Below are 18,366 nucleotides of genomic sequence, written 5' to 3' on the forward strand. Positions count from 1 at the left end.
CAAGGCACCATATATCTAATCAACAACCCAACCATACTTAGCATAAGGTAATAACCCACTTACAAAAACGTTTGGATTCACTCTAGGTTCTGTAACTGCCGAGTATGGCCTGTTACCTAAAATCACAATAGCCATATGATAAACCGGGTCGATAAAGGTCAACGTTCCAGTCAAGCCTGTATGACCATACGTTTTGAGTTGGCTAATACACTAAACGTTGGCGTTATCGATGCGTTGCCGTTTACACGCCATCCCTGGCGATTTCGTGTAGCTATCCGGCAATTCGCGCATTGCACCTTCCCGGACCACGCGCTAGCATGAAAGTCTACTTAGGGAGGTCGTATGGATCTGTTATACCGGGTAAAAACATTTTTCACCGCGCTACGCGGCAACCACTATACCTGGCCTGCCATCGACATTTCATTGCCCGGCAACCGCCATTTTCATCTGATTGGCAGTATTCACATGGGCAGTCGCGATATGGCACCTCTGCCTGCCAAATTACTCAAAAAACTCAACCATGCCGACGCGCTGATTGTCGAAGCGGATGTTTCCGGTGACGACGCGCCGTTTGCTAACCTTCCTACATTTGCCGCACTTGAAGAACGTATCAGCCCGGAGCAGTTAGAAAACCTGCGTAAAGTCACCAACGAACTGGGTATTTCCCCATCGCTGTTATCTACTCAGCCGTTGTGGCAAATCGCCATGGTATTACAGGCGACACAGGCACAGCAGTTGGGTCTACGGGCAGAATACGGGATTGATTACCAATTGCTGAAAGCGGCAAAACAAGCGCATAAACCCGTTATCGAACTGGAGGGCGCATCCAGTCAAATCGAGCTGTTATGTCAGTTGCCTGATAACGGACTGGCTCTGTTGGACGATACTCTGACGCACTGGCATACCAATGCCAGATTGTTGCAACAGATGATGGGCTGGTGGCTTAAAACACCGCCACGCAATAGCGAACTGGCGCTTCCCAATACCTTTAGCCAGTCGTTGTATGACGTATTGATGCATCAACGCAACACAGCCTGGCGCGATCGGCTCAGGGCGATGCCTGCTGGTCATTACGTCGTGGCCGTTGGCGCGCTACATCTGTACGGAGAGGGAAATTTGCCGGAGATGTTACGGTAAAAAAAATGGCCAATATTTCTATTGGCCCGTCAAAGAGGAATTTCATCATTATTATGATCCCAATGCTTAAAGCATCGGTGTAGTTCGATTGTCGCTCAAAGTCATCATCCTGCCAATACTATTGCGCAAGATGGTACTATTTTTTAGACAGACATCAGGCGTATGCTTGAGTCGTATTTTGTCTGGTCCAGGAAAATTGCTATGACACCCGCCGTTAAATTACTCGAAAAAAACAAAATTTCTTTCCAGATCCACACCTACGATCACGATCCGTCCGAGACGAACTTTGGTGATGAAGTGGTGCGCAAGTTAGGTCTGAATGCGGACCAGGTCTACAAAACGCTGCTGGTTGCCGTGAATGGCGATATGAAGCATCTGGCAGTTGCGGTCACGCCTGTAGCCGGTCAATTGGATCTCAAAAAGGTCGCTAAGGCTCTGGGGGCTAAAAAGGTTGATATGGCCGATCCAATGGTTGCGCAACGAACCACCGGTTATCTGGTGGGGGGGATCAGCCCATTAGGACAGAAAAAGAGATTGCCAACGCTCATTGATGCCCCTGCCCAGACGTTTGACACCATTTATGTTTCCGGCGGCAAACGCGGGCTGGATATCGAACTGGCAGCGGGCGATCTGGCGAAAATTCTGGATGCGAAATTCGCCGACATCGCTCGTCGCGATTAAGCGGTTATAGACTGATTGCCTGATGGCGCGCAGCTTTAAGGCCTACAAATCGCACTGACCTGTAGGCCGGATAAGGTGCCCGCACCGCCATCCGGCACTCCGCCCTGTTACTGCCAGGTAACTTCCCCCTTCGGCTCATACACACTGGCATCCAGCGGTGAGTTCTTCTGCACGAACTCTTTCAGCACTTCCGCATCAATAAACCCGGTATTCACATAGCCTGGTTTGTTATCAATGCGCGGATAGCCATCACCACCGGTTGCGTTGAAGCTTAGCGTTGCCATACGATAGTTTTTGGCTGGGTCAACGGGTTCGCCTTTGATTTTCAAATCGTTAAGCTTGCCGTCTTTCGTCACAAAGCTGACGTTAGCAAACTGCGGATAGGCCCCGGAGTCCGGCTTCATTTGCGCCACGGCGGTCAGATAGTCAATCACCTCTTTCCCGCTCATGTCGGCATACACCACGATGTTTCCGAACGGCTGTACTTTCAGCACGCTCTTATAAGTGATATCGCCGCCTTCGATGGAATCACGGATGCCACCGCCGCTCATCACGCCAAAATCAGCGCTGGTTCGCGCCATTTGCGCAGCCAGCAGCAAATGTCCCATGTTGGTCTGCACGAAACGGACTTTGCTTCGGTCGCCTTCGAGGCGCGCATTGACGCTACCTATTTTCACGTCGAGCTGCGCTTTACCTTTATTCTGGAACGGCGTCAGCAACGAAAGCATTTGCTGATTTTCAGCTATTTCCGGGGTGTAGAGTACGCGCTCACTTTTACCGTTGTCCCAGGTCACTTTTTTCTTCAGGTTGACGGGAATGAGCTGGTAGTTGACCATTTTCATTTCGCCGTTACGGAACTCAAAGTCCGCCCGGCCCACATATTTCCCCCACTCGTGCGCCTGCACAATCCAGATCCCATTTTGCTTGTCTGGCGCACACGGCGTACCTGGTACGTAATCAACCTGCTTCTTGTTCTCTGAAGCCATACACACCGGATCCTGCGAGTGACCACCTACAATCATCGCCAGCGATCCCGCCGGCAGGCTACGCGCCATTTCGACATCACCAGGGGCATTCGAGCCGTGGTTGCCGTTGTCATAATGTCCCATATGGGTGGTCGCGATAATGATGTCTGGCTTTTCACCCATATTCAGTTCCTGGATAACCAGTTTGGCTTCATCAGCAGGTTTACGGAACTCAATATCGGTAAAGAACTCGGGGTTGCCTATTTTCGCCGTATCGTCGGTGGTTAAACCGAGTACGGCAATTTTTAAATCCTGGCGCTTAAAGATGGCCCACGGCTTAAACAAACGCTCGCCAGTGCTTTTCTGATAGATATTGGCCGAGAGAAACGGGAATTTGGACCATTTTTCCTGCTGACGCAATACGGTCATGGGATTATCAAACTCGTGGTTTCCGACCGCCATCGCGTCATAGCCAATCAGGTTCATCCCACGAAAATCAGGTTCCGCATCCTGCAGATCGGACTCCGGTACGCCGGTATTAATGTCGCCACCGGAAAGCAGCAGTACGCTGCCCCCTTCCTCTGCCACCTCTTTACGAATACCATCCACCAGCGTTTTTTGCGCCGCCAGTCCGTATTCTCCGTATTCGCTGCGCCAGAAGTGACCGTGATGATCGTTGGTATGCAGAATGGTAATTTTGTAGGTTTTATCTTTTTCGTACGCTTGTGCAGGCTGACCTGCCAGCGTAAATGCGGCTAATAACGCCAGCGCCACGCCCCGTTTTAAAAACTTCATATTTCTCTCCCTGAGCCAAAATCAACGACTGAAATTACAATGATATGAAATAATAGTCGAAAATGTTTTCAGAAATGAGACTTCCTTCAAACACCTTCCGCAGGTATGTTAGTCAGGTAATAATAACAAAATAGATTACCCTCATAATCGCAACCCAAACAGAAGTGACTTTCTATGGCAATAAGTGAACCAACCCAGCCTGTGGCTGGCGCATCAGCGTCGGTTGCTAAAGCACGCACCTCATTTGGCATTTTAGGAGCGATCAGCCTCTCCCATCTGCTAAACGATATGATTCAGTCGCTGATCCTGGCGATTTATCCGCTATTGCAGTCAGAGTTCTCGCTAACGTTTATGCAGATCGGGATGATCACCCTAACCTTCCAGCTTGCTTCCTCGCTGCTGCAACCGGTGGTGGGTTACTGGACGGACAAATACCCGATGCCGTGGTCGCTGCCCATTGGGATGTGCTTCACGCTGAGTGGGCTTGTTTTGCTGGCCATGGCCGGTAGTTTCCATATGGTGCTGCTCGCCGCGGCGCTGGTTGGCACCGGCTCTTCGGTATTTCATCCGGAATCGTCCCGCGTGGCACGCATGGCCTCCGGCGGTCGTCACGGCCTGGCGCAGTCAATTTTCCAGGTTGGCGGCAACTTCGGCAGCTCTCTGGGACCCTTGCTGGCAGCTGTCATCATCGCGCCATATGGTAAGGGTAATGTGGCCTGGTTTGTTCTGGCTGCGTTATTAGCGATTGTCGTCCTGGCACAAATCAGCCGTTGGTATGCCGCGCAGCATCGGATGAGTAAAGGAAAACCGAAAGTTGCCATCGTAAATCCGTTACCGCGCAATAAAGTGGTGCTGGCGGTAAGCATCCTGCTGGTGCTGATTTTCTCCAAATACTTCTATATGGCGAGCATCAGCAGCTATTACACATTTTATCTGATGCAAAAATTCGGATTATCGGTACAAAACGCCCAGTTTCACCTGTTTGCCTTCCTGTTTGCCGTCGCGGCCGGGACGGTGATTGGCGGACCATTAGGCGATAAAATTGGCAGAAAATATGTTATTTGGGGGTCTATCCTCGGCGTTGCGCCATTTACCCTCGTTTTACCCTACGCAACGCTGGAATGGACCGGGATTTTAACCGTGATCATTGGTTTTATCCTCGCATCGGCGTTTTCTGCTATTTTGGTCTACGCGCAGGAGCTGCTTCCTGGGCGTATCGGCATGGTTTCTGGGCTATTTTTCGGTTTTGCCTTCGGCATGGGCGGCTTGGGAGCCGCGGTGTTAGGGCTGATTGCCGACCATACCAGCATCGATTTGGTCTACAAAATATGTGCTTTCCTGCCACTTCTGGGGATACTGACCATATTCTTACCTGATAACCGACACAAAGCCTGATTTTCTGACGGCCAAAAGTAAATTTTGGCCGTCATTACTTGCAGTAGCCATCAGCCTTTACCTCTCACATATCACCGTACTTTTCCGATCCGTGCTTTTTTACGCTTAAAATCCCGTTTTCTTCAAAATTCAACAATTATTCATAAACATAAACATTAAAATTGTCATAAACTATTACTCGTAGTTTGGGTTTTTAGGATTATCACAGCAACCAAAGGAGACGGAATGCATCACGCCACCCCGCTTATCACCACCATTGTCGGCGGCCTTGTGCTCGCTTTTATATTAGGCATGATTGCCAATAAACTACGTATTTCTCCTCTGGTGGGATATCTGTTAGCGGGCGTTCTGGCCGGTCCATTTACACCTGGTTTTGTTGCTGATACTAAGCTCGCGCCTGAGCTGGCTGAGCTTGGCGTTATTCTGCTGATGTTCGGCGTGGGGCTGCACTTTTCGTTGAAGGATTTGATGGCGGTAAAGTCTATCGCCATTCCCGGCGCGATTGCCCAGATAGCAGTGGCAACGCTGCTGGGTATGGCGCTTTCAGCCGTATTAGGCTGGTCGCTGATGGTGGGGATCGTGTTTGGTCTGTGTCTTTCAACCGCCAGTACCGTGGTGCTATTGCGTGCACTTGAAGAACGACAGCTCATTGACAGCCAGCGCGGGCAAATTGCCATTGGCTGGCTGATTGTCGAAGATCTGATGATGGTGCTGACGCTGGTTCTCCTGCCAGCCGTCGCCGGGATGCTGGAAAAAGAAGACGTCGGTTTCGCCTCGCTGGCCGTCGATATGGGCATTACCATCGGCAAGGTGGTGGCGTTTATCGCGATTATGATGCTGGTGGGTCGTCGTCTGGTACCGTGGATTATGGCCCGCAGCGCCGCAACCGGTTCACGCGAACTGTTTACCCTCTCAGTCCTCGCCCTCGCCTTAGGTATCGCCTTTGGCGCAGTAGAGCTGTTCGATGTCTCCTTTGCGCTGGGCGCGTTCTTCGCCGGTATGGTGCTGAATGAATCTGAACTAAGCCACCGTGCGGCGCATGATACTCTGCCGCTGCGCGATGCGTTCGCCGTGCTGTTCTTCGTTTCCGTCGGGATGCTGTTCGATCCGTTAGTTCTGATCCAGCAGCCGTTGGCGGTACTGGGCACGCTGGCGATTATCATCTTTGGTAAATCCCTTGCCGCCTATTTCCTGGTGCGCCTGTTTGGTCACTCCCAACGCACGGCGCTCACCATTGCCACCAGCCTGGCGCAGATTGGTGAATTTGCCTTTATCCTGGCGGGTCTGGGAATGGCGTTGAACCTGCTGCCGCAGGCCGGACAGAATCTGGTGCTGGCCGGGGCAATCCTGTCCATCATGCTAAACCCGGTGCTGTTTGCGGTGTTAGAAAAATACCTCGCCAAAACAGAAACGCTGGAGGAGCAGACGCTGGAAGAGGCCATCGAAGAAGAGAAGCAAATTCCGGTGGATATCTGCAATCATGCCTTGCTGGTTGGCTTTGGTCGCGTCGGCAGCCTGCTGGGTGAGAAATTGATGGCTGCGGGGATCCCGCTGGTGGTGATCGAAACCTCACGTACCCGGGTGGATGAACTGCGCGAGCGTGGGATCCGCGCGGTACTGGGAAATGCCGCCAACGAAGAGATTATGAATCTGGCGCATCTGGATTGCGCGCGCTGGCTGCTGCTGACCATTCCCAATGGTTATGAAGCGGGTGAAATTGTCGCTTCTGCACGTGAGAAATGCCCGTCGATTGAGATTATCGCCCGCGCTCATTATGACGATGAGGTGGAATATATTACCGAACGCGGCGCCAACCAGGTCGTCATGGGTGAGCGTGAAATCGCCCGCACCATGCTGGAGCTGATTGAAACGCCGCCTGCAGGTGAAGTTGCTACGGCCAGTTAATGTCCGTGCCGGATAGCGTTATCGCTTATCCGGCCTATGCAAGATTTAACGGTCCCAGTACGACTCTTCGAGACTGTCTTCACGTTCCGGTAAACCGCGCGTCAGGCGCGGTGAATGCTGGTTCAGCACCTGATAACTCACGCGATTAGCATACTTACACACCTGGGCTAACGACGAATAGGTCAGCCAGGTGAACTTGTGCTTGCTGGAGTTAGGCACGTTGCTGCGGTGATAGCTGTTGGCGGTAATATCATGCAGCAATGCCGCCAGCGCGCCGTCACCTGCGCCGTTGGTGTTCATTATCTTCTCAGGCCCGCCCATATACGGTGCGATGTGCGAATACACGCGCAGCGGATTGGTACAGTCTTTATGGCGCATGGCGCGGCTGAATTCGTACTGGTTAAATTCGGCAATAGCACCGGGCAGCAGCGGATGCTGGGTTTTACGTTTGACTTCTTCTTCCGTAAAGCCCGCCATATACAGACCCGCCGGACCCGCAGTGCACAGCACCAGATCCACCCAATCCAGCGCCTTGTCAGACGCCAGCAGCGGGTCGTTTTCGCCGGTCAGCGCTTCAGCCTCTTCTTCATTCATCGCCAGAATGGAGACATGCTCTTTCAGGAATGCCTGCCACCACTGTGGGTTATCGGCAATGACGAATTTGGTGCCCAGGGTCAGAACCACCGGCACATTGTGTTTTTTGGCATATTCAATCGCCTTCATGGTTGCTTCCGGCATCGGCTCACCCGGTTCGCAGCGCACCAGATAGGACGTCAGCACCAGCGCGGACGCTCCGGCAATCACCGATTCAGGGATGCTATCCGCCCGTAGCTTATTCATATGCCCAGGGCTGATTGCGAAGGTACGCTCACCTGACTCGCCAATCAGCGTAAAGCAGCGGCCAATCGGTCCGTTAACGCCTTGCAGGTAATTCAGGTCGGTACGGCTGGAGGTATTGCATAAATAGCGGTAAGCATAGCTGCCAATCTCGATATTGCTGCACATCACGCCCAGCAGCACCGAGCGGTCATCCGCCAGCACAGAGTAGTTGTGCATCGTGTTACCGATAGTACCGCCCGCAAACTGATGGGTGATCAAATTTTCACGCACCAGTTCCTGGTAGAGCGCTTCTGCGACATCATCGGCAATCACCAGAGAATGCCCTGCGCTTAATCCATAACGTTTTACAAAGTCATCATCCACTTTGGCTTCAATATCCACCAGCGTCTGGTCGATACCTACCACCCAGGCTGCGCTGGTTTCATTTTCTGGCTGAATTTGTTGCAGCAACGGATCGCGCGCGCTGACGGGAAAATAGTGTTTGGATTTGCGTTTACCGGGAAATTTCATGGTCGATTTTACGGGTGGTTAACTGAGCGATGCATGGTAGCACATTCCCTGCCACGCATGCGATGCGGCGCTAAGTTTCAATATCAGACGGTGAGATCGCAGTTTATACGGGATTAATTTCTACAATAACTCACCTTCACAAGGAGCGTTTTATGAAGCCGGAAAACAAGATCCCCGTACTCGACAGAATTTCGGATGAAATGAAAATCGTGGTGAATTTTCATCGCGACGATCTGCCGCCGTGGCCCCCTGCAGATGACTTCGTGGCCCAGCGCCAACACTACATTCATGAACGGCAGCTGTGGAATGCCGATGCCCCAGAGATGAATACCCGCGAATGCGTTATTTCTACCGCATGCGGCCCCGTGGCCACACGTATTTACTCACCGCAGCCTCATAGCCTGGCAACGTTGTATTATCTGCACGGCGGCGGTTTTATTCTCGGTAATCTGGATACCCACGACCGTATTATGCGCCTGCTGGCGCGCTATACGCAGTGCACGGTAATTGGTATCGACTATTCGCTTGCGCCAGAAGCCCGTTTCCCGCAAGCCATCGAAGAGATTGCCGCCGTCTGCCAGTATTTTCATCAGCACGCTGGCGACTATTCTCTTAATGTGAATCATATCGGTTTTGCGGGCGATTCCGCCGGAGCCATGCTGGCGCTTGCCAGCGCGCTGTGGCTACGGGATAAACGCATTGTCTGCGGCAAGGTGGCTGGAGTGCTGTTGTGGTATGGGCTTTACGGCCTGCAAGATTCACTGAGTCGACGGCTGATGGGCGGAGCGTGGGATGGGTTAACCCGCGAGGACTTGCAGATGTACGAAAACGCGTACCTGCGTAGCGCTGACGATCGCGAGTCACCGTATTATTGCCTGTTTAATAACGATCTGACGCGTGACGTGCCACCGTGTTTTATCGCTGGCGCTGAGTTTGATCCGCTGATTGACGATAGCCGCTTACTATTCCAGACGTTGCAGGCGCATCAGCAGCCCTGCCAGTACAAAATGTACCCCGGTACGCTGCACGCCTTCCTGCACTATTCGCGAATGATGAAAACCGCCGACGATGCATTACGGGAAGGCGCTCGTTACTTCAGAGCCCAGCTTTAACGGTAAGCGTCGGTCAGTTTAACCATCATTTCGATATGTTCCGGTGCGGCATTAAGCGCCGGAATATACTCATATTGCTTACCGCCAGCTTCGAGGAAAATCTCCCGGTTTTGTACCGCTATCTCTTCCAGCGTTTCGAGGCAATCTGCCGAGAAGCCCGGACACATAACCTGGATATGTTGTGTCCCTTTCTCCGCCAGCATTTTTAACGTTTCGTCGGTATACGGCGTCAGCCACGGTTCGCGACCAAAGCGAGACTGGAAGGTCATCATTACTTTTTCTGGCGGCAGGCCAAGCGCTGAAACCAGCTCTCGGGTGGTATCGCGACAGCGCTGCGGGTAGTCATCGCCTTCATCGGCGTAACGCTGCGGAATGCCGTGATAGGAGAGCAGCAGCAAATCAGGTTCACCGTGTTGAGCAAATGAATCCCGGGCACTCTTCGCCAGCGCATCGATGTAGCTGCTGTCATCGGCGTAATCACGAATAAATGAAACGCCAGGAATACCGCGTTTACGCGCTAAGATACGCGCCAGCTCGTCCCAGACTGCCGCCACCGTCGAACAGGAATATTGCGGGTACAGCGGTAACACTACCATGTGTTCAACCCCGCTTGCCAACAGTTCATCGACCGCGCTTTCAAGCGACGGCGAACCGTAGCTCATTCCCAGCGCAACAGGGGTATTTGGTAGGCGCTCTGCCAGCGCACGCTGTTGTGCCTTGCTATAAACCATCAGCGGGGAACCGTCTTCCATCCAGATTGACTGGTACAGCTTGGCTACGCGTGGCGCACGCAACGGTAAAATCACCCCGCGCAGAAGCGGCCACCACAGTGCAGGTGACGTATCAACTACGCGTGGATCGCTTAAAAACTGGCGCAGGTAGCGCTTAACGGCTTCGGGGGTTGGGGCATCGGGAGTGCCGAGGTTTGCCAGCAGGATACCGGTTTTCGTCTGACGCATTACCGCCTCTTATCGATTCAAATTGTTGATAATTGTAGCGGAAAAGCGATAAAGAAGAACTAATTGCTGTGAGAGGTAAGACGAGAATTTGCCTGATGGTGCTACGCTTATCAGGCCTACGCGATAATGGCAGGCCTGATAAGAGATTTATTACGCGAAAAAATTAGCCGAGGATTTTTTCCAGCGCTGCGCGCACGTCAGCAACGGCCTGAGTGCCATCAACTTTCGCGTATTTGGTGTTACCCGCCTGCGCTTCTTTAGAGTAGTAGCCGATCAGCGGAGCGGTCATCTGATGGTATTCCACCAGGCGCTTACGTACAGTTTCTTCCTGATCGTCTTTACGGGTGGTCAGCTCTTCGCCAGTCACGTCGTCTTTACCTTCAACCTTAGGCGGGTTGAATTTGATATGGTAAACGCGGCCAGAAGCAGCGTGTACGCGACGACCCACGATACGGTCAACGATCAGTTCGTCAGGAACATCGAACTCCAGAACGTAGTCCACGTTGATGCCCGCTTCTTTCATGGCGTCTGCCTGCGGAATAGTACGCGGGAAGCCATCCAGCAGGAAACCATTACGGCAGTCTTCCTGAGCAATACGCTCTTTTACCAGCGCGATCACCAGCTCATCAGTCACCAGCTTACCGGCGTCCATGATGTCTTTCGCTTGTTTGCCCAGCTCGGAGCCAGATTTCACGGCGGCACGCAGCATATCACCGGTGGAGATTTGCGGAATACCATACTTCTCCATGATGAACTGAGCCTGAGTTCCTTTACCCGCGCCCGGAGCGCCAAGCAGAATGATACGCATTACGAAAATCCCCTTAAAGGTTGTCGATATTTTTTAAAAAGCGCTAAACGATACCACCATCACGCAATTGGCTCAAGAAAGACGCCCGACGCTGAAACGGTTAACGGTGGGAAAATTAAAAATAAGGCGAGAAAATGCCGGATGGCGGTGGAAACACCGTATCCGGCATACTATTACGAGATGCTGTAGGCCGGATAAGCGTTAGCACCATCCGGCATTACATTACGGGTATCAGGACACCAGCAACTGGTTCATACGACGGATGAACTGGTTCGGGTCTTCCAGCGTGCCGCGCTCAGCAAACAGCGCCTGATCCAGCAGCAGTTCGACCCATTCTTTGAACTGCGCTTCGTCCTGGGTATCCGCCGTGCGTTTTACCAGCACGTGGTCCGGGTTCAGTTCAAAGATATATTTCACTTCCGGTACGGCCTGGCCCGCAGCGGCAAACAGTTTCGCCATCTGGGTGCTCATTTCATCCGCATCGGTGGTGACGATGGCTGGCGTGTCGGTCAGACGGTGAGTCAGACGCACTTCTTTCACGCGGTCGCCCAGCAGGGTTTTCACGCGCTCAACGAACGGCGTCAGCGCTTTTTCCGCTTCTTTTGCCGATTCATCAACTTCATCCGCCAGCTTGTCGATGGACTCGTCAGCTTTGGCAACAGACTGGAATGCCTTACCGTCGAACTCGGTCAGGTAGTTCATCATCCACTCATCGATGCGGTCAGAAAGCAGCAGCACTTCGATGCCTTTCTTACGCAGCAGTTCCAGGTGCGGGCTGCTCTTCGCTGCCGCATAGCTGTCTGCGGTGATGTAGTAGATTTTCTCCTGCCCTTCTTTCATCCGCGACACGTAGTCTTCCAGCGACACGGTCTGTGCGGAGGAGTCAGTGTGCGTAGACGCGAAGCGCATCAGCTTAGCGATCGTTTCCTGGTTGGCGTGATCTTCCGCCGGGCCTTCTTTCAGTACCAGGCCGAACTGTTTCCAGAAGGTCTGGTATTTTTCCGCGTCGTCTTTCGCCAGTTTTTCCAGCATCTGCAGTACGCGTTTGGTCAGCGCGCTGCGCAGGTTACGGGTGACGGTGCTGTCCTGCAGGATCTCACGGGAAACGTTCAGCGGCAGATCGTTGGAATCTATCAGACCGCGCACAAAGCGCAGGTAGTTCGGCATGAACTGCTCGGCGTCGTCCATAATAAACACACGCTGGACGTACAGTTTCAGACCATGCTTGTGATCGCGGTTCCACATATCCCACGGAGCCTGGGACGGGATGTACAGCAGGCTGGTGTACTCCTGCTTACCTTCCACACGGTTGTGGCTCCAGGTCAGCGGGTCAGTGAAGTCGTGGGCGATGTGCTTGTAGAACTCGTTGTATTCGTCGTCTTTGATTTCCGACTTGTTACGGGTCCACAGCGCCTGCGCTTTGTTGATCTTTTCCCAGGAAACCACGATCTCGCCGTCTTTTTCTTCGGATTTTTCGATCTCTACCGGCAGCGCGATATGGTCGGAATATTTGCTGATGATGGAACGTACGCGCCAGTCATCAAGGAACTCATCTTCGCCTTCACGCAGATGCAGGGTGATTTCGGTGCCGCGATCGTCTTTGGTGATGTCAGCAACGGTGTACTCACCTTCACCCGCAGATTCCCAGAACACGCCGTTTTCCGGCTTATCGCCCGCAGCGCGGGTACGCACGGTGACTTTGTCCGCCACGATGAACGCAGAGTAGAAACCCACCCCGAACTGGCCGATCAACTGGCTGTCTTTCGCCTGATCGGATCCCATGGATTCGAGGAAAGATTTAGTACCGGATTTCGCAATGGTCCCCAGATGATCGATAACGTCATCACGGTTCATCCCCACGCCGTTATCGGCAATGGTCAACGTACGCTTATCTTTATCGAAGGAAACACGTACACGCAGCTCACCGTCCCCTTCATACAGGTCCGGGTTAGACAGGGCGCGGAAACGCAGCTTGTCTGCCGCATCCGAGGCGTTAGAGATAAGCTCACGCAGGAAGATTTCTTTATTGGAATACAGAGAATGGATCATCAGGTGCAGAAGCTGTTTTACTTCTGACTGAAAACCACGAGTTTCTTGTCCTTTCATGTAGATCTACCTCAACAATGCCGTTTTCAATGGTAAAAACACGTTGAGGGTGAAATGGGGACAAGCGGGAAGGATTTCAAGCGGAAGCCGCCGTCGCGGCCTCCGTTTGTTCAGAATTTAATCTTGTGTCGCCCTGCCAGAGAGTGCGACAGCGTAGTGCCATCGACCATTTCCAGCTCGCCGCCGACCGGTACGCCATGGGCGATACGGCTGGCTTCAACGCCATATTGCATGCAAAGCTCAGCAATATAGTTGGCGGTCGCCTCTCCTTCGACCGTAGGATTGGTCGCCAGGATCAGTTCGTTGATTTGCTCAGACTCCAGTCGCTGTTCGAGACGATCCAGCCCGATATCATCAGGGCCAATACCGTCCAGCGGCGACAGGTGTCCCATCAGCACGAAGTAACGTCCGGAAAATTGCCCGGTTTGCTCAATGGCGTAGATGTCCGCCGGACTCTCCACCACACAAATCTGACCGTTTTCCTGGCGACGCGGGTTCGAGCAAATGTTGCAGACGTCTTGCTCTGTGAAGGTGCGGCAATCGGCACAGTGGCCGATTTCCGACATTGCCTTCGTTAACGCCTGTGCCAGACGCATCCCGCCGCTGCGATCGCGCTGAAGCAGCGTGAACGCCATGCGCTGCGCCGACTTCGGGCCAACGCCCGGCAGACAGCGCAGTGCTTCCATAAGCTGAGTTAACAGCGGGCTGGTTTGCATCAGAACGGCATCTTAAAGCCAGGCGGCAGCTGCATTCCGGAGGAAACAGAGGCCATCTTCTCTTTCTGCGTCTCTTCAATGCGACGCGCCGCGTCGTTGAATGCCGCAGCAACCAGATCTTCCAGCATCTCTTTGTCGTCTTCCAGCAGGCTTGGATCGATCTCCACGCGACGGCAGTTGTGCGCGCCGTTAATGGTCACTTTTACCAGACCCGCGCCAGATTCGCCGGTCACTTCCAGCTTGGCGACTTCTTCCTGCATCTGCTGCATTTTTTCTTGCATCTGCTGGGCCTGTTTCATCAGGTTACCCAGACCGCCTTTACCAAACATAGGCTTCTCTCTCAATCACGTTAAGGGATGACGACCGTCAAACCATTAGGCTCACGATCAAATGGGGCGAATACTCTCTTCGTCCAGCTCCGCATCGAAAAAACGACGCAGCGTCTGGATGTTATTATCCGCAATAATCGACTCACGCGCCTGCGCGAGTTTCTCTTCATAAATGGCCTGACGCCACTCCAGCGGCGTACGCACCGCTGGATTATCATCTTCAACGATGGTCAATTCAACCGTTGACCCCGTTAAGGAACTCAGTGCTTCAGCCAGTTTTTGCTGCGCGCCGCTGGAATTTAGGTGTCGCTGCGTGGAACGCAGGTGCAGGCAAACTACGTTGCCATTCTCTTCTTTCCAGGCATTAAGCGCTACCTGCTCCACCAGTTTAGGCAGCGAGAGCTGACTCACCTGGGCGGCCCACGGGTCGCGTTCAATGGCTTCAGCCGCAAGCTTTGCCGCCAGTTCCGGCGTTTTTTCATGCTCAAGCGCTTTTTTCAGCGCTTTCGGCGTGGCAACGACTTCTTTAACTTCTGCAACAGGATTGGTCGCTTTCCAGCGATACGCTTCTTTCTTCGCCGGTGCTTTTTCCAGCGCAGAGACCGCCGGACGCGCCTGAACACGTTCCGACACCGAAGCCAGTCTTTCCAGCGCAGCATTATTCACCGGCCGCGCGCGGGAAGCGGCTGCCGGTTCACTCTTTTTTGCTTTGGTTGCTCCCTGAGCGCGTTGCAACTGGCTACGCGCCGCCAACACCTGACTGGTGGCATCGGAGAGCGGCACATTCTGTTGCTGTTGTGCAGGCGCAGGCTGCTGCTGCACCTGCGTCGGGGTCATCACCGCAGTGGGTGCGACCGGGGCAAACGACTGTCGTGGAACTTCAGGTTCCGGGAGCGGCATGCGCGGATGAAAAGCCAGCGCACGCAGCAGCGTCATTTCGACGCCCATTCGCCTGTCCGGCGCATACGGCAGTTCTTTGCGGCCGATTAACAAAGTTTGGTAGTAAAGCTGCACATCGGTTGGCGGAACAATTCGCGCCAGTTCACGCATACGCTGTTCAATGGCGGCCATATCGCTGCCGAGCGCGGCAGGCGAAAGCTGAACCATGGCAATACGATGCAGCAAAGCCGACATCTCAACCAGCAGCGCTTCCCATTCGATACCGCGCGCGGCGGCGTCGTTTACCAGCGCCATAACGCGTTCGCCGTCCGCAGCCACAACCGCTTCAACGAGCGAGAGCGCCTGGTCGTCGTCCAGCGTGCCGAGCATGGTGCTTACCGCCTCGGTCGAGACCTGACCATCGCCGCTGGCGATCGCCTGATCGGTAAGGCTCAGCGCATCACGCAGGCTGCCGTCCGCGGCGCGAGCCAGCAGTTGCAGTGCACGTGGTTCATGGACGATATGCTCTTCTTTGAGGATATGCTCAAGCTGATGGCGAATCTGTTCGACATCCAACGCTTTAAGATGGAATTGCAGACAGCGCGACAGGATAGTCACCGGCAGCTTCTGCGGATCGGTAGTCGCCAGCAGGAACTTAACGTGCGCGGGCGGCTCTTCGAGCGTTTTCAGCAAGGCATTAAAACTGTGGCGCGACAGCATGTGCACTTCGTCGATCAAGTAAACCTTAAAGCGACCGCGCGCAGGCGCATACTGGACGTTATCCAGCAGGTCACGGGTGTCTTCGACTTTGGTGCGTGAGGCGGCGTCGATTTCAATCAGATCGACAAAACGCCCCTGCTCGATTTCCCGGCAATTATCGCACACGCCGCACGGCGTAGCGGTGATACCGGTTTCACAGTTTAATCCCTTCGCCAGTAAGCGGGCGATAGAGGTTTTCCCGACGCCACGGGTGCCGGAAAACAAATAAGCATGATGAATACGCCCTAACGACAAGCCGTTCGCCAGTGCCGTCAGCACATGTTCCTGGCCGACGACGTCAGCAAAGGTTTGTGGGCGCCATTTTCGGGCTAAGACCTGATAACTCATTGGCAGGCTCTGAAAGGCTGGAGGGTGGATTCACAGGGGGATAATGCTAACACAACCTCGCAGCGACGGCGAGGTTGACACGTTATATTCGGGCGTTATCGTTGCAGTCAGTTTGGTTTCGGGCAGCGCACAGAAACCGGAGCGTACACGCAGTACGTGAGGATTTCGAGCACTGACCGGGGCCAAAATGGCAAAAAAGATAGCCCTAAATTAGTGGCCCGGGAATGGAACCAGGCTATAACAGGTCAGCCCCTGTTTTTCCAGACGCTGTTCGCCGCCCAGATCAAACAGGTTAATGATAAAAGCAGCATCGGTAACTTCACCACCCAGACGACGGATCAGCTTCACGGTCGCTTCAATCGTGCCGCCAGTTGCCAGCAGGTCGTCCACAACCAGCACTTTATCGCCAGGTTTGATGGCATCAACGTGGATTTCCAGCTGATCGGTGCCGTACTCCAGCTCATAGGTCTCAGCAATAACTTCACGCGGAAGCTTACGGGGTTTGCGTACCGGAACAAAGCCGACGCCCAAACCCAACGCTACCGGCGCGCCAAACAGGAAGCCACGCGCTTCGGTGCCAACCACTTTAGTGATACCCGCATTTTTGTAGCGTTCAACCAGCAATTCAATGCTGAGGGCGTAGGCTTTCGGGTCTTCCAGTAAACTGGTGACATCACGAAAGAGAATGCCCGGTTTTGGGTAGTCGTGGATGCTTTTGATGCTATTTTTGAGAAACTCAAGCTGCTGTGCTGTCGCGGTCATAAGTTTGTGCCTGATTAATACAGTATTACTTCACGGCGCACTAAACACTTCATCCTCGACGAATCTTGAATGATTTTGTGTCTATATAAGAGCCAAGGTTACACTTGCTTAACCTTTGACCACCTGCGCCTGTGCTCGAAAACGGTCGAATTTACTGGCTGTGAGAGACAATTGCAACAGCGATTATTGCGCTTTACTGCTTTTGTTGTTTTTCATCAATCACCGGGATCCGCCACATAAAAATCAGTAAACAGGCGAGAATAACCAGCAGCAGGCCGCGTACCCACATCATATTGACCAGCCACAGTGAAATACCAAACGTCACCAGGATCAACAAAATAGCGCGCGGTTTTGCTCCCGGCGGCATCGCACGGTGTTTTTGCCAGTGGCGCAAATACCCGCCGAACCACGAACGGTAAAGCAACCAGTCGTGAAAACGCGGCGATGAGCGGGCAAAACACCAGGCAGCCAGCAGTATAAACGGCGTCGTCGGCAACAGAGGCAATACAACGCCCAGCGTACCTAGCACTACCGCTATCCAGCCAATGATGATTAGAATAATGCGTTGCATAATATGAGTACTTAACACAGAGAATCGCTACTTTAGCATAACGGTTCTCATTTTCATCGGAGTGTTGTTGTGAAAACCGCCATGCTGTTACAGACGCTCGAAAACCAGCTTAACCGCTTGCGACAACATTGCGCCCCGCTGGCGCACCACACAACGCTTAGCGCCCGCTTTGACAGGCATCTGTTTCACACGCGCAGCACGTTGCTGCAGGCCTGTCTGGATGAGGCTGACGATAATCTTACTGCCCTGCGTCGCGCCGTTGAGCAGCAGCAACTCCCACAAATCACCTGGCTTGCGGAACACCTTGCCTCACAGTTAGAGGCGATTTCACGTGAAACCGCCAGTTGGTCGCTCCGGGAGTGGGACAGCGCATCTCCAGGTCTTGCGCGCTGGCAGCGCAAGCGAGTACAACACCAGGAGTTTGAACGCCGTCTGGTTGAAATGACGCGAGAACGCAAAGAGCGCCTGGCTCAGGCTACCGGCTTTGAAGAACAGCAAAAACTGCATCGTGAAGTAGAAGCATTCGAGGCGCGACTGGCGCGCTGTCGCCATGCTCTGGCAAGAATAGAAAACGTGCTGGCGCGTTTAACCCGTTAATCCCCGGAGAATTTATGTCATTAGAGAACGCCCCGGACGAGGTCAAACTGGCCGTCGATTTGATTGTTTTACTTGAGGAAAATCAGGTTGCGCCTGAAACCGTACTGAAGGCGCTGGAGATTGTTAAACGGGATTACGAAAAGAAACAGCTCTCTTGTTCAAAAAACGCGATATAGCTGGAATGCCTGAAAG

Annotated in this window: 17 protein-coding genes, 1 pseudogene and 1 other annotated feature; of the genes and pseudogenes, 7 read left to right on the forward strand and 11 right to left on the reverse strand. The window is 53.3% G+C overall.

Features of this window, described 5'->3' with window-relative positions; all coding sequences use genetic code 11:
* Positions 1–15: 15 nt before the first annotated feature.
* Positions 16–254: pseudogene (locus ACHHZ7_RS13585) on the reverse strand (serine hydrolase); the annotation flags it as partial.
* Between the two features lie 88 nt (positions 255–342).
* On the opposite strand from ACHHZ7_RS13585, the gene ACHHZ7_RS13590 reads away from it, so the two are divergent.
* Together ACHHZ7_RS13590 and ybaK are read left to right on the forward strand one after the other, a co-directional pair.
* A complete protein-coding gene (locus ACHHZ7_RS13590) occupies positions 343–1,137 on the forward strand; it encodes a TraB/GumN family protein (RefSeq protein ID WP_060682642.1) in 795 nt (264 codons plus the stop codon).
* A 201-nt stretch (positions 1,138–1,338) separates the two neighbouring features.
* Positions 1,339–1,818 carry a Cys-tRNA(Pro)/Cys-tRNA(Cys) deacylase YbaK gene (gene ybaK / locus ACHHZ7_RS13595; RefSeq protein WP_003831056.1) on the forward strand — a complete coding sequence of 160 codons (480 nt, stop codon included), beginning with the start codon at positions 1,339–1,341 and terminating at the stop codon, positions 1,816–1,818.
* Between the two features lie 107 nt (positions 1,819–1,925).
* Here ybaK and ushA read toward each other — a convergent pair whose 3' ends face one another.
* Positions 1,926–3,578 carry a bifunctional UDP-sugar hydrolase/5'-nucleotidase UshA gene (gene ushA / locus ACHHZ7_RS13600; protein WP_060682643.1) on the reverse strand — a complete coding sequence of 551 codons (1,653 nt, stop codon included), beginning with the start codon at positions 3,576–3,578 and terminating at the stop codon, positions 1,926–1,928.
* Positions 3,579–3,752: 174 nt separating this feature from the next.
* Here ushA and fsr point away from each other — a divergent pair, with 174 nt between their 5' ends.
* Complete coding sequence (gene fsr, locus ACHHZ7_RS13605) at positions 3,753–4,973, forward strand: fosmidomycin MFS transporter (RefSeq protein WP_003021788.1); 1,221 nt, start codon at positions 3,753–3,755, stop codon at positions 4,971–4,973.
* Positions 4,974–5,198: 225 nt separating this feature from the next.
* On the forward strand, positions 5,199–6,878 hold the full coding sequence (gene ybaL / locus ACHHZ7_RS13610) for a YbaL family putative K(+) efflux transporter (protein WP_003021783.1): 1,680 nt from the start codon (positions 5,199–5,201) through the stop codon (positions 6,876–6,878).
* 45 nt (positions 6,879–6,923) lie between these two features.
* Here the strand turns inward: ybaL and gsk are convergent, their stop codons facing one another.
* Positions 6,924–8,228, reverse strand: coding sequence for an inosine/guanosine kinase (gene gsk, locus ACHHZ7_RS13615; protein WP_003021781.1), 1,305 nt, complete (start codon positions 8,226–8,228; stop codon positions 6,924–6,926).
* 152 nt (positions 8,229–8,380) lie between these two features.
* Between gsk and aes the strand changes: the two genes are divergently transcribed.
* Positions 8,381–9,340, forward strand: coding sequence for an acetyl esterase (aes, locus tag ACHHZ7_RS13620; RefSeq protein ID WP_060682644.1), 960 nt, complete (start codon positions 8,381–8,383; stop codon positions 9,338–9,340).
* Here the strand turns inward: aes and hemH are convergent.
* From hemH to ACHHZ7_RS13660, 8 genes are all read right to left on the reverse strand, one after another.
* A complete protein-coding gene (hemH, locus tag ACHHZ7_RS13625) occupies positions 9,337–10,299 on the reverse strand; it encodes a ferrochelatase (RefSeq protein ID WP_003831052.1) in 963 nt (320 codons plus the stop codon). The genes aes and hemH overlap by 4 nt on opposite strands.
* A gap of 163 nt (positions 10,300–10,462) precedes the next feature.
* The gene (gene adk / locus ACHHZ7_RS13630) at positions 10,463–11,107 is read right to left on the reverse strand and encodes an adenylate kinase (RefSeq protein ID WP_003021773.1); all 645 of its coding nucleotides are present in this window, start codon (positions 11,105–11,107) and stop codon (positions 10,463–10,465) included.
* Between the two features lie 231 nt (positions 11,108–11,338).
* Positions 11,339–13,213 (reverse strand): molecular chaperone HtpG, encoded by a 1,875-nt coding sequence (gene htpG, locus ACHHZ7_RS13635; protein ID WP_060682645.1) that lies wholly within the window; start codon positions 13,211–13,213, stop codon positions 11,339–11,341.
* A gap of 110 nt (positions 13,214–13,323) precedes the next feature.
* The gene (recR, locus tag ACHHZ7_RS13640) at positions 13,324–13,929 is read right to left on the reverse strand and encodes a recombination mediator RecR (RefSeq protein WP_003831050.1); all 606 of its coding nucleotides are present in this window, start codon (positions 13,927–13,929) and stop codon (positions 13,324–13,326) included.
* Entirely contained in the window at positions 13,929–14,258 is a 330-nt protein-coding gene (locus ACHHZ7_RS13645) for a YbaB/EbfC family nucleoid-associated protein (protein ID WP_003021764.1), read from the reverse strand. Before ACHHZ7_RS13645 ends, recR begins: the two co-directional genes overlap by 1 nt.
* 57 nt (positions 14,259–14,315) lie before the next feature.
* Positions 14,316–16,244: a DNA polymerase III subunit gamma/tau gene (dnaX, locus tag ACHHZ7_RS13650; RefSeq protein ID WP_060682646.1), complete on the reverse strand. Its 1,929-nt coding sequence runs from the start codon at positions 16,242–16,244 to the stop codon at positions 14,316–14,318.
* Positions 14,919–14,983: a sequence feature (DnaX frameshifting element), on the reverse strand. (Overlaps the previous gene by 65 nt.)
* Before the next feature lie 210 nt (positions 16,245–16,454).
* On the reverse strand, positions 16,455–17,006 hold the full coding sequence (gene apt / locus ACHHZ7_RS13655) for an adenine phosphoribosyltransferase (RefSeq protein WP_003021759.1): 552 nt from the start codon (positions 17,004–17,006) through the stop codon (positions 16,455–16,457).
* A gap of 193 nt (positions 17,007–17,199) precedes the next feature.
* Positions 17,200–17,577, reverse strand: coding sequence for a DUF454 family protein (locus ACHHZ7_RS13660; RefSeq protein ID WP_008783969.1), 378 nt, complete (start codon positions 17,575–17,577; stop codon positions 17,200–17,202).
* Between the two features lie 69 nt (positions 17,578–17,646).
* Between ACHHZ7_RS13660 and priC the strand changes: the two genes are divergently transcribed.
* Together priC and rsmS are read left to right on the forward strand one after the other, a co-directional pair.
* Positions 17,647–18,174, forward strand: a complete 528-nt coding sequence (gene priC / locus ACHHZ7_RS13665) for a primosomal replication protein N'' (RefSeq protein WP_008783968.1) — start codon at positions 17,647–17,649, stop codon at positions 18,172–18,174.
* Positions 18,175–18,188: 14 nt separating this feature from the next.
* Entirely contained in the window at positions 18,189–18,350 is a 162-nt protein-coding gene (rsmS, locus tag ACHHZ7_RS13670; protein ID WP_008783967.1) for a pleiotropic regulatory protein RsmS, read from the forward strand.
* Positions 18,351–18,366 lie beyond the last annotated feature (16 nt).

Source organism: Citrobacter freundii complex sp. 2024EL-00216, from assembly GCF_043945515.1.
Taxonomy (GTDB): domain Bacteria; phylum Pseudomonadota; class Gammaproteobacteria; order Enterobacterales; family Enterobacteriaceae; genus Citrobacter; species Citrobacter portucalensis.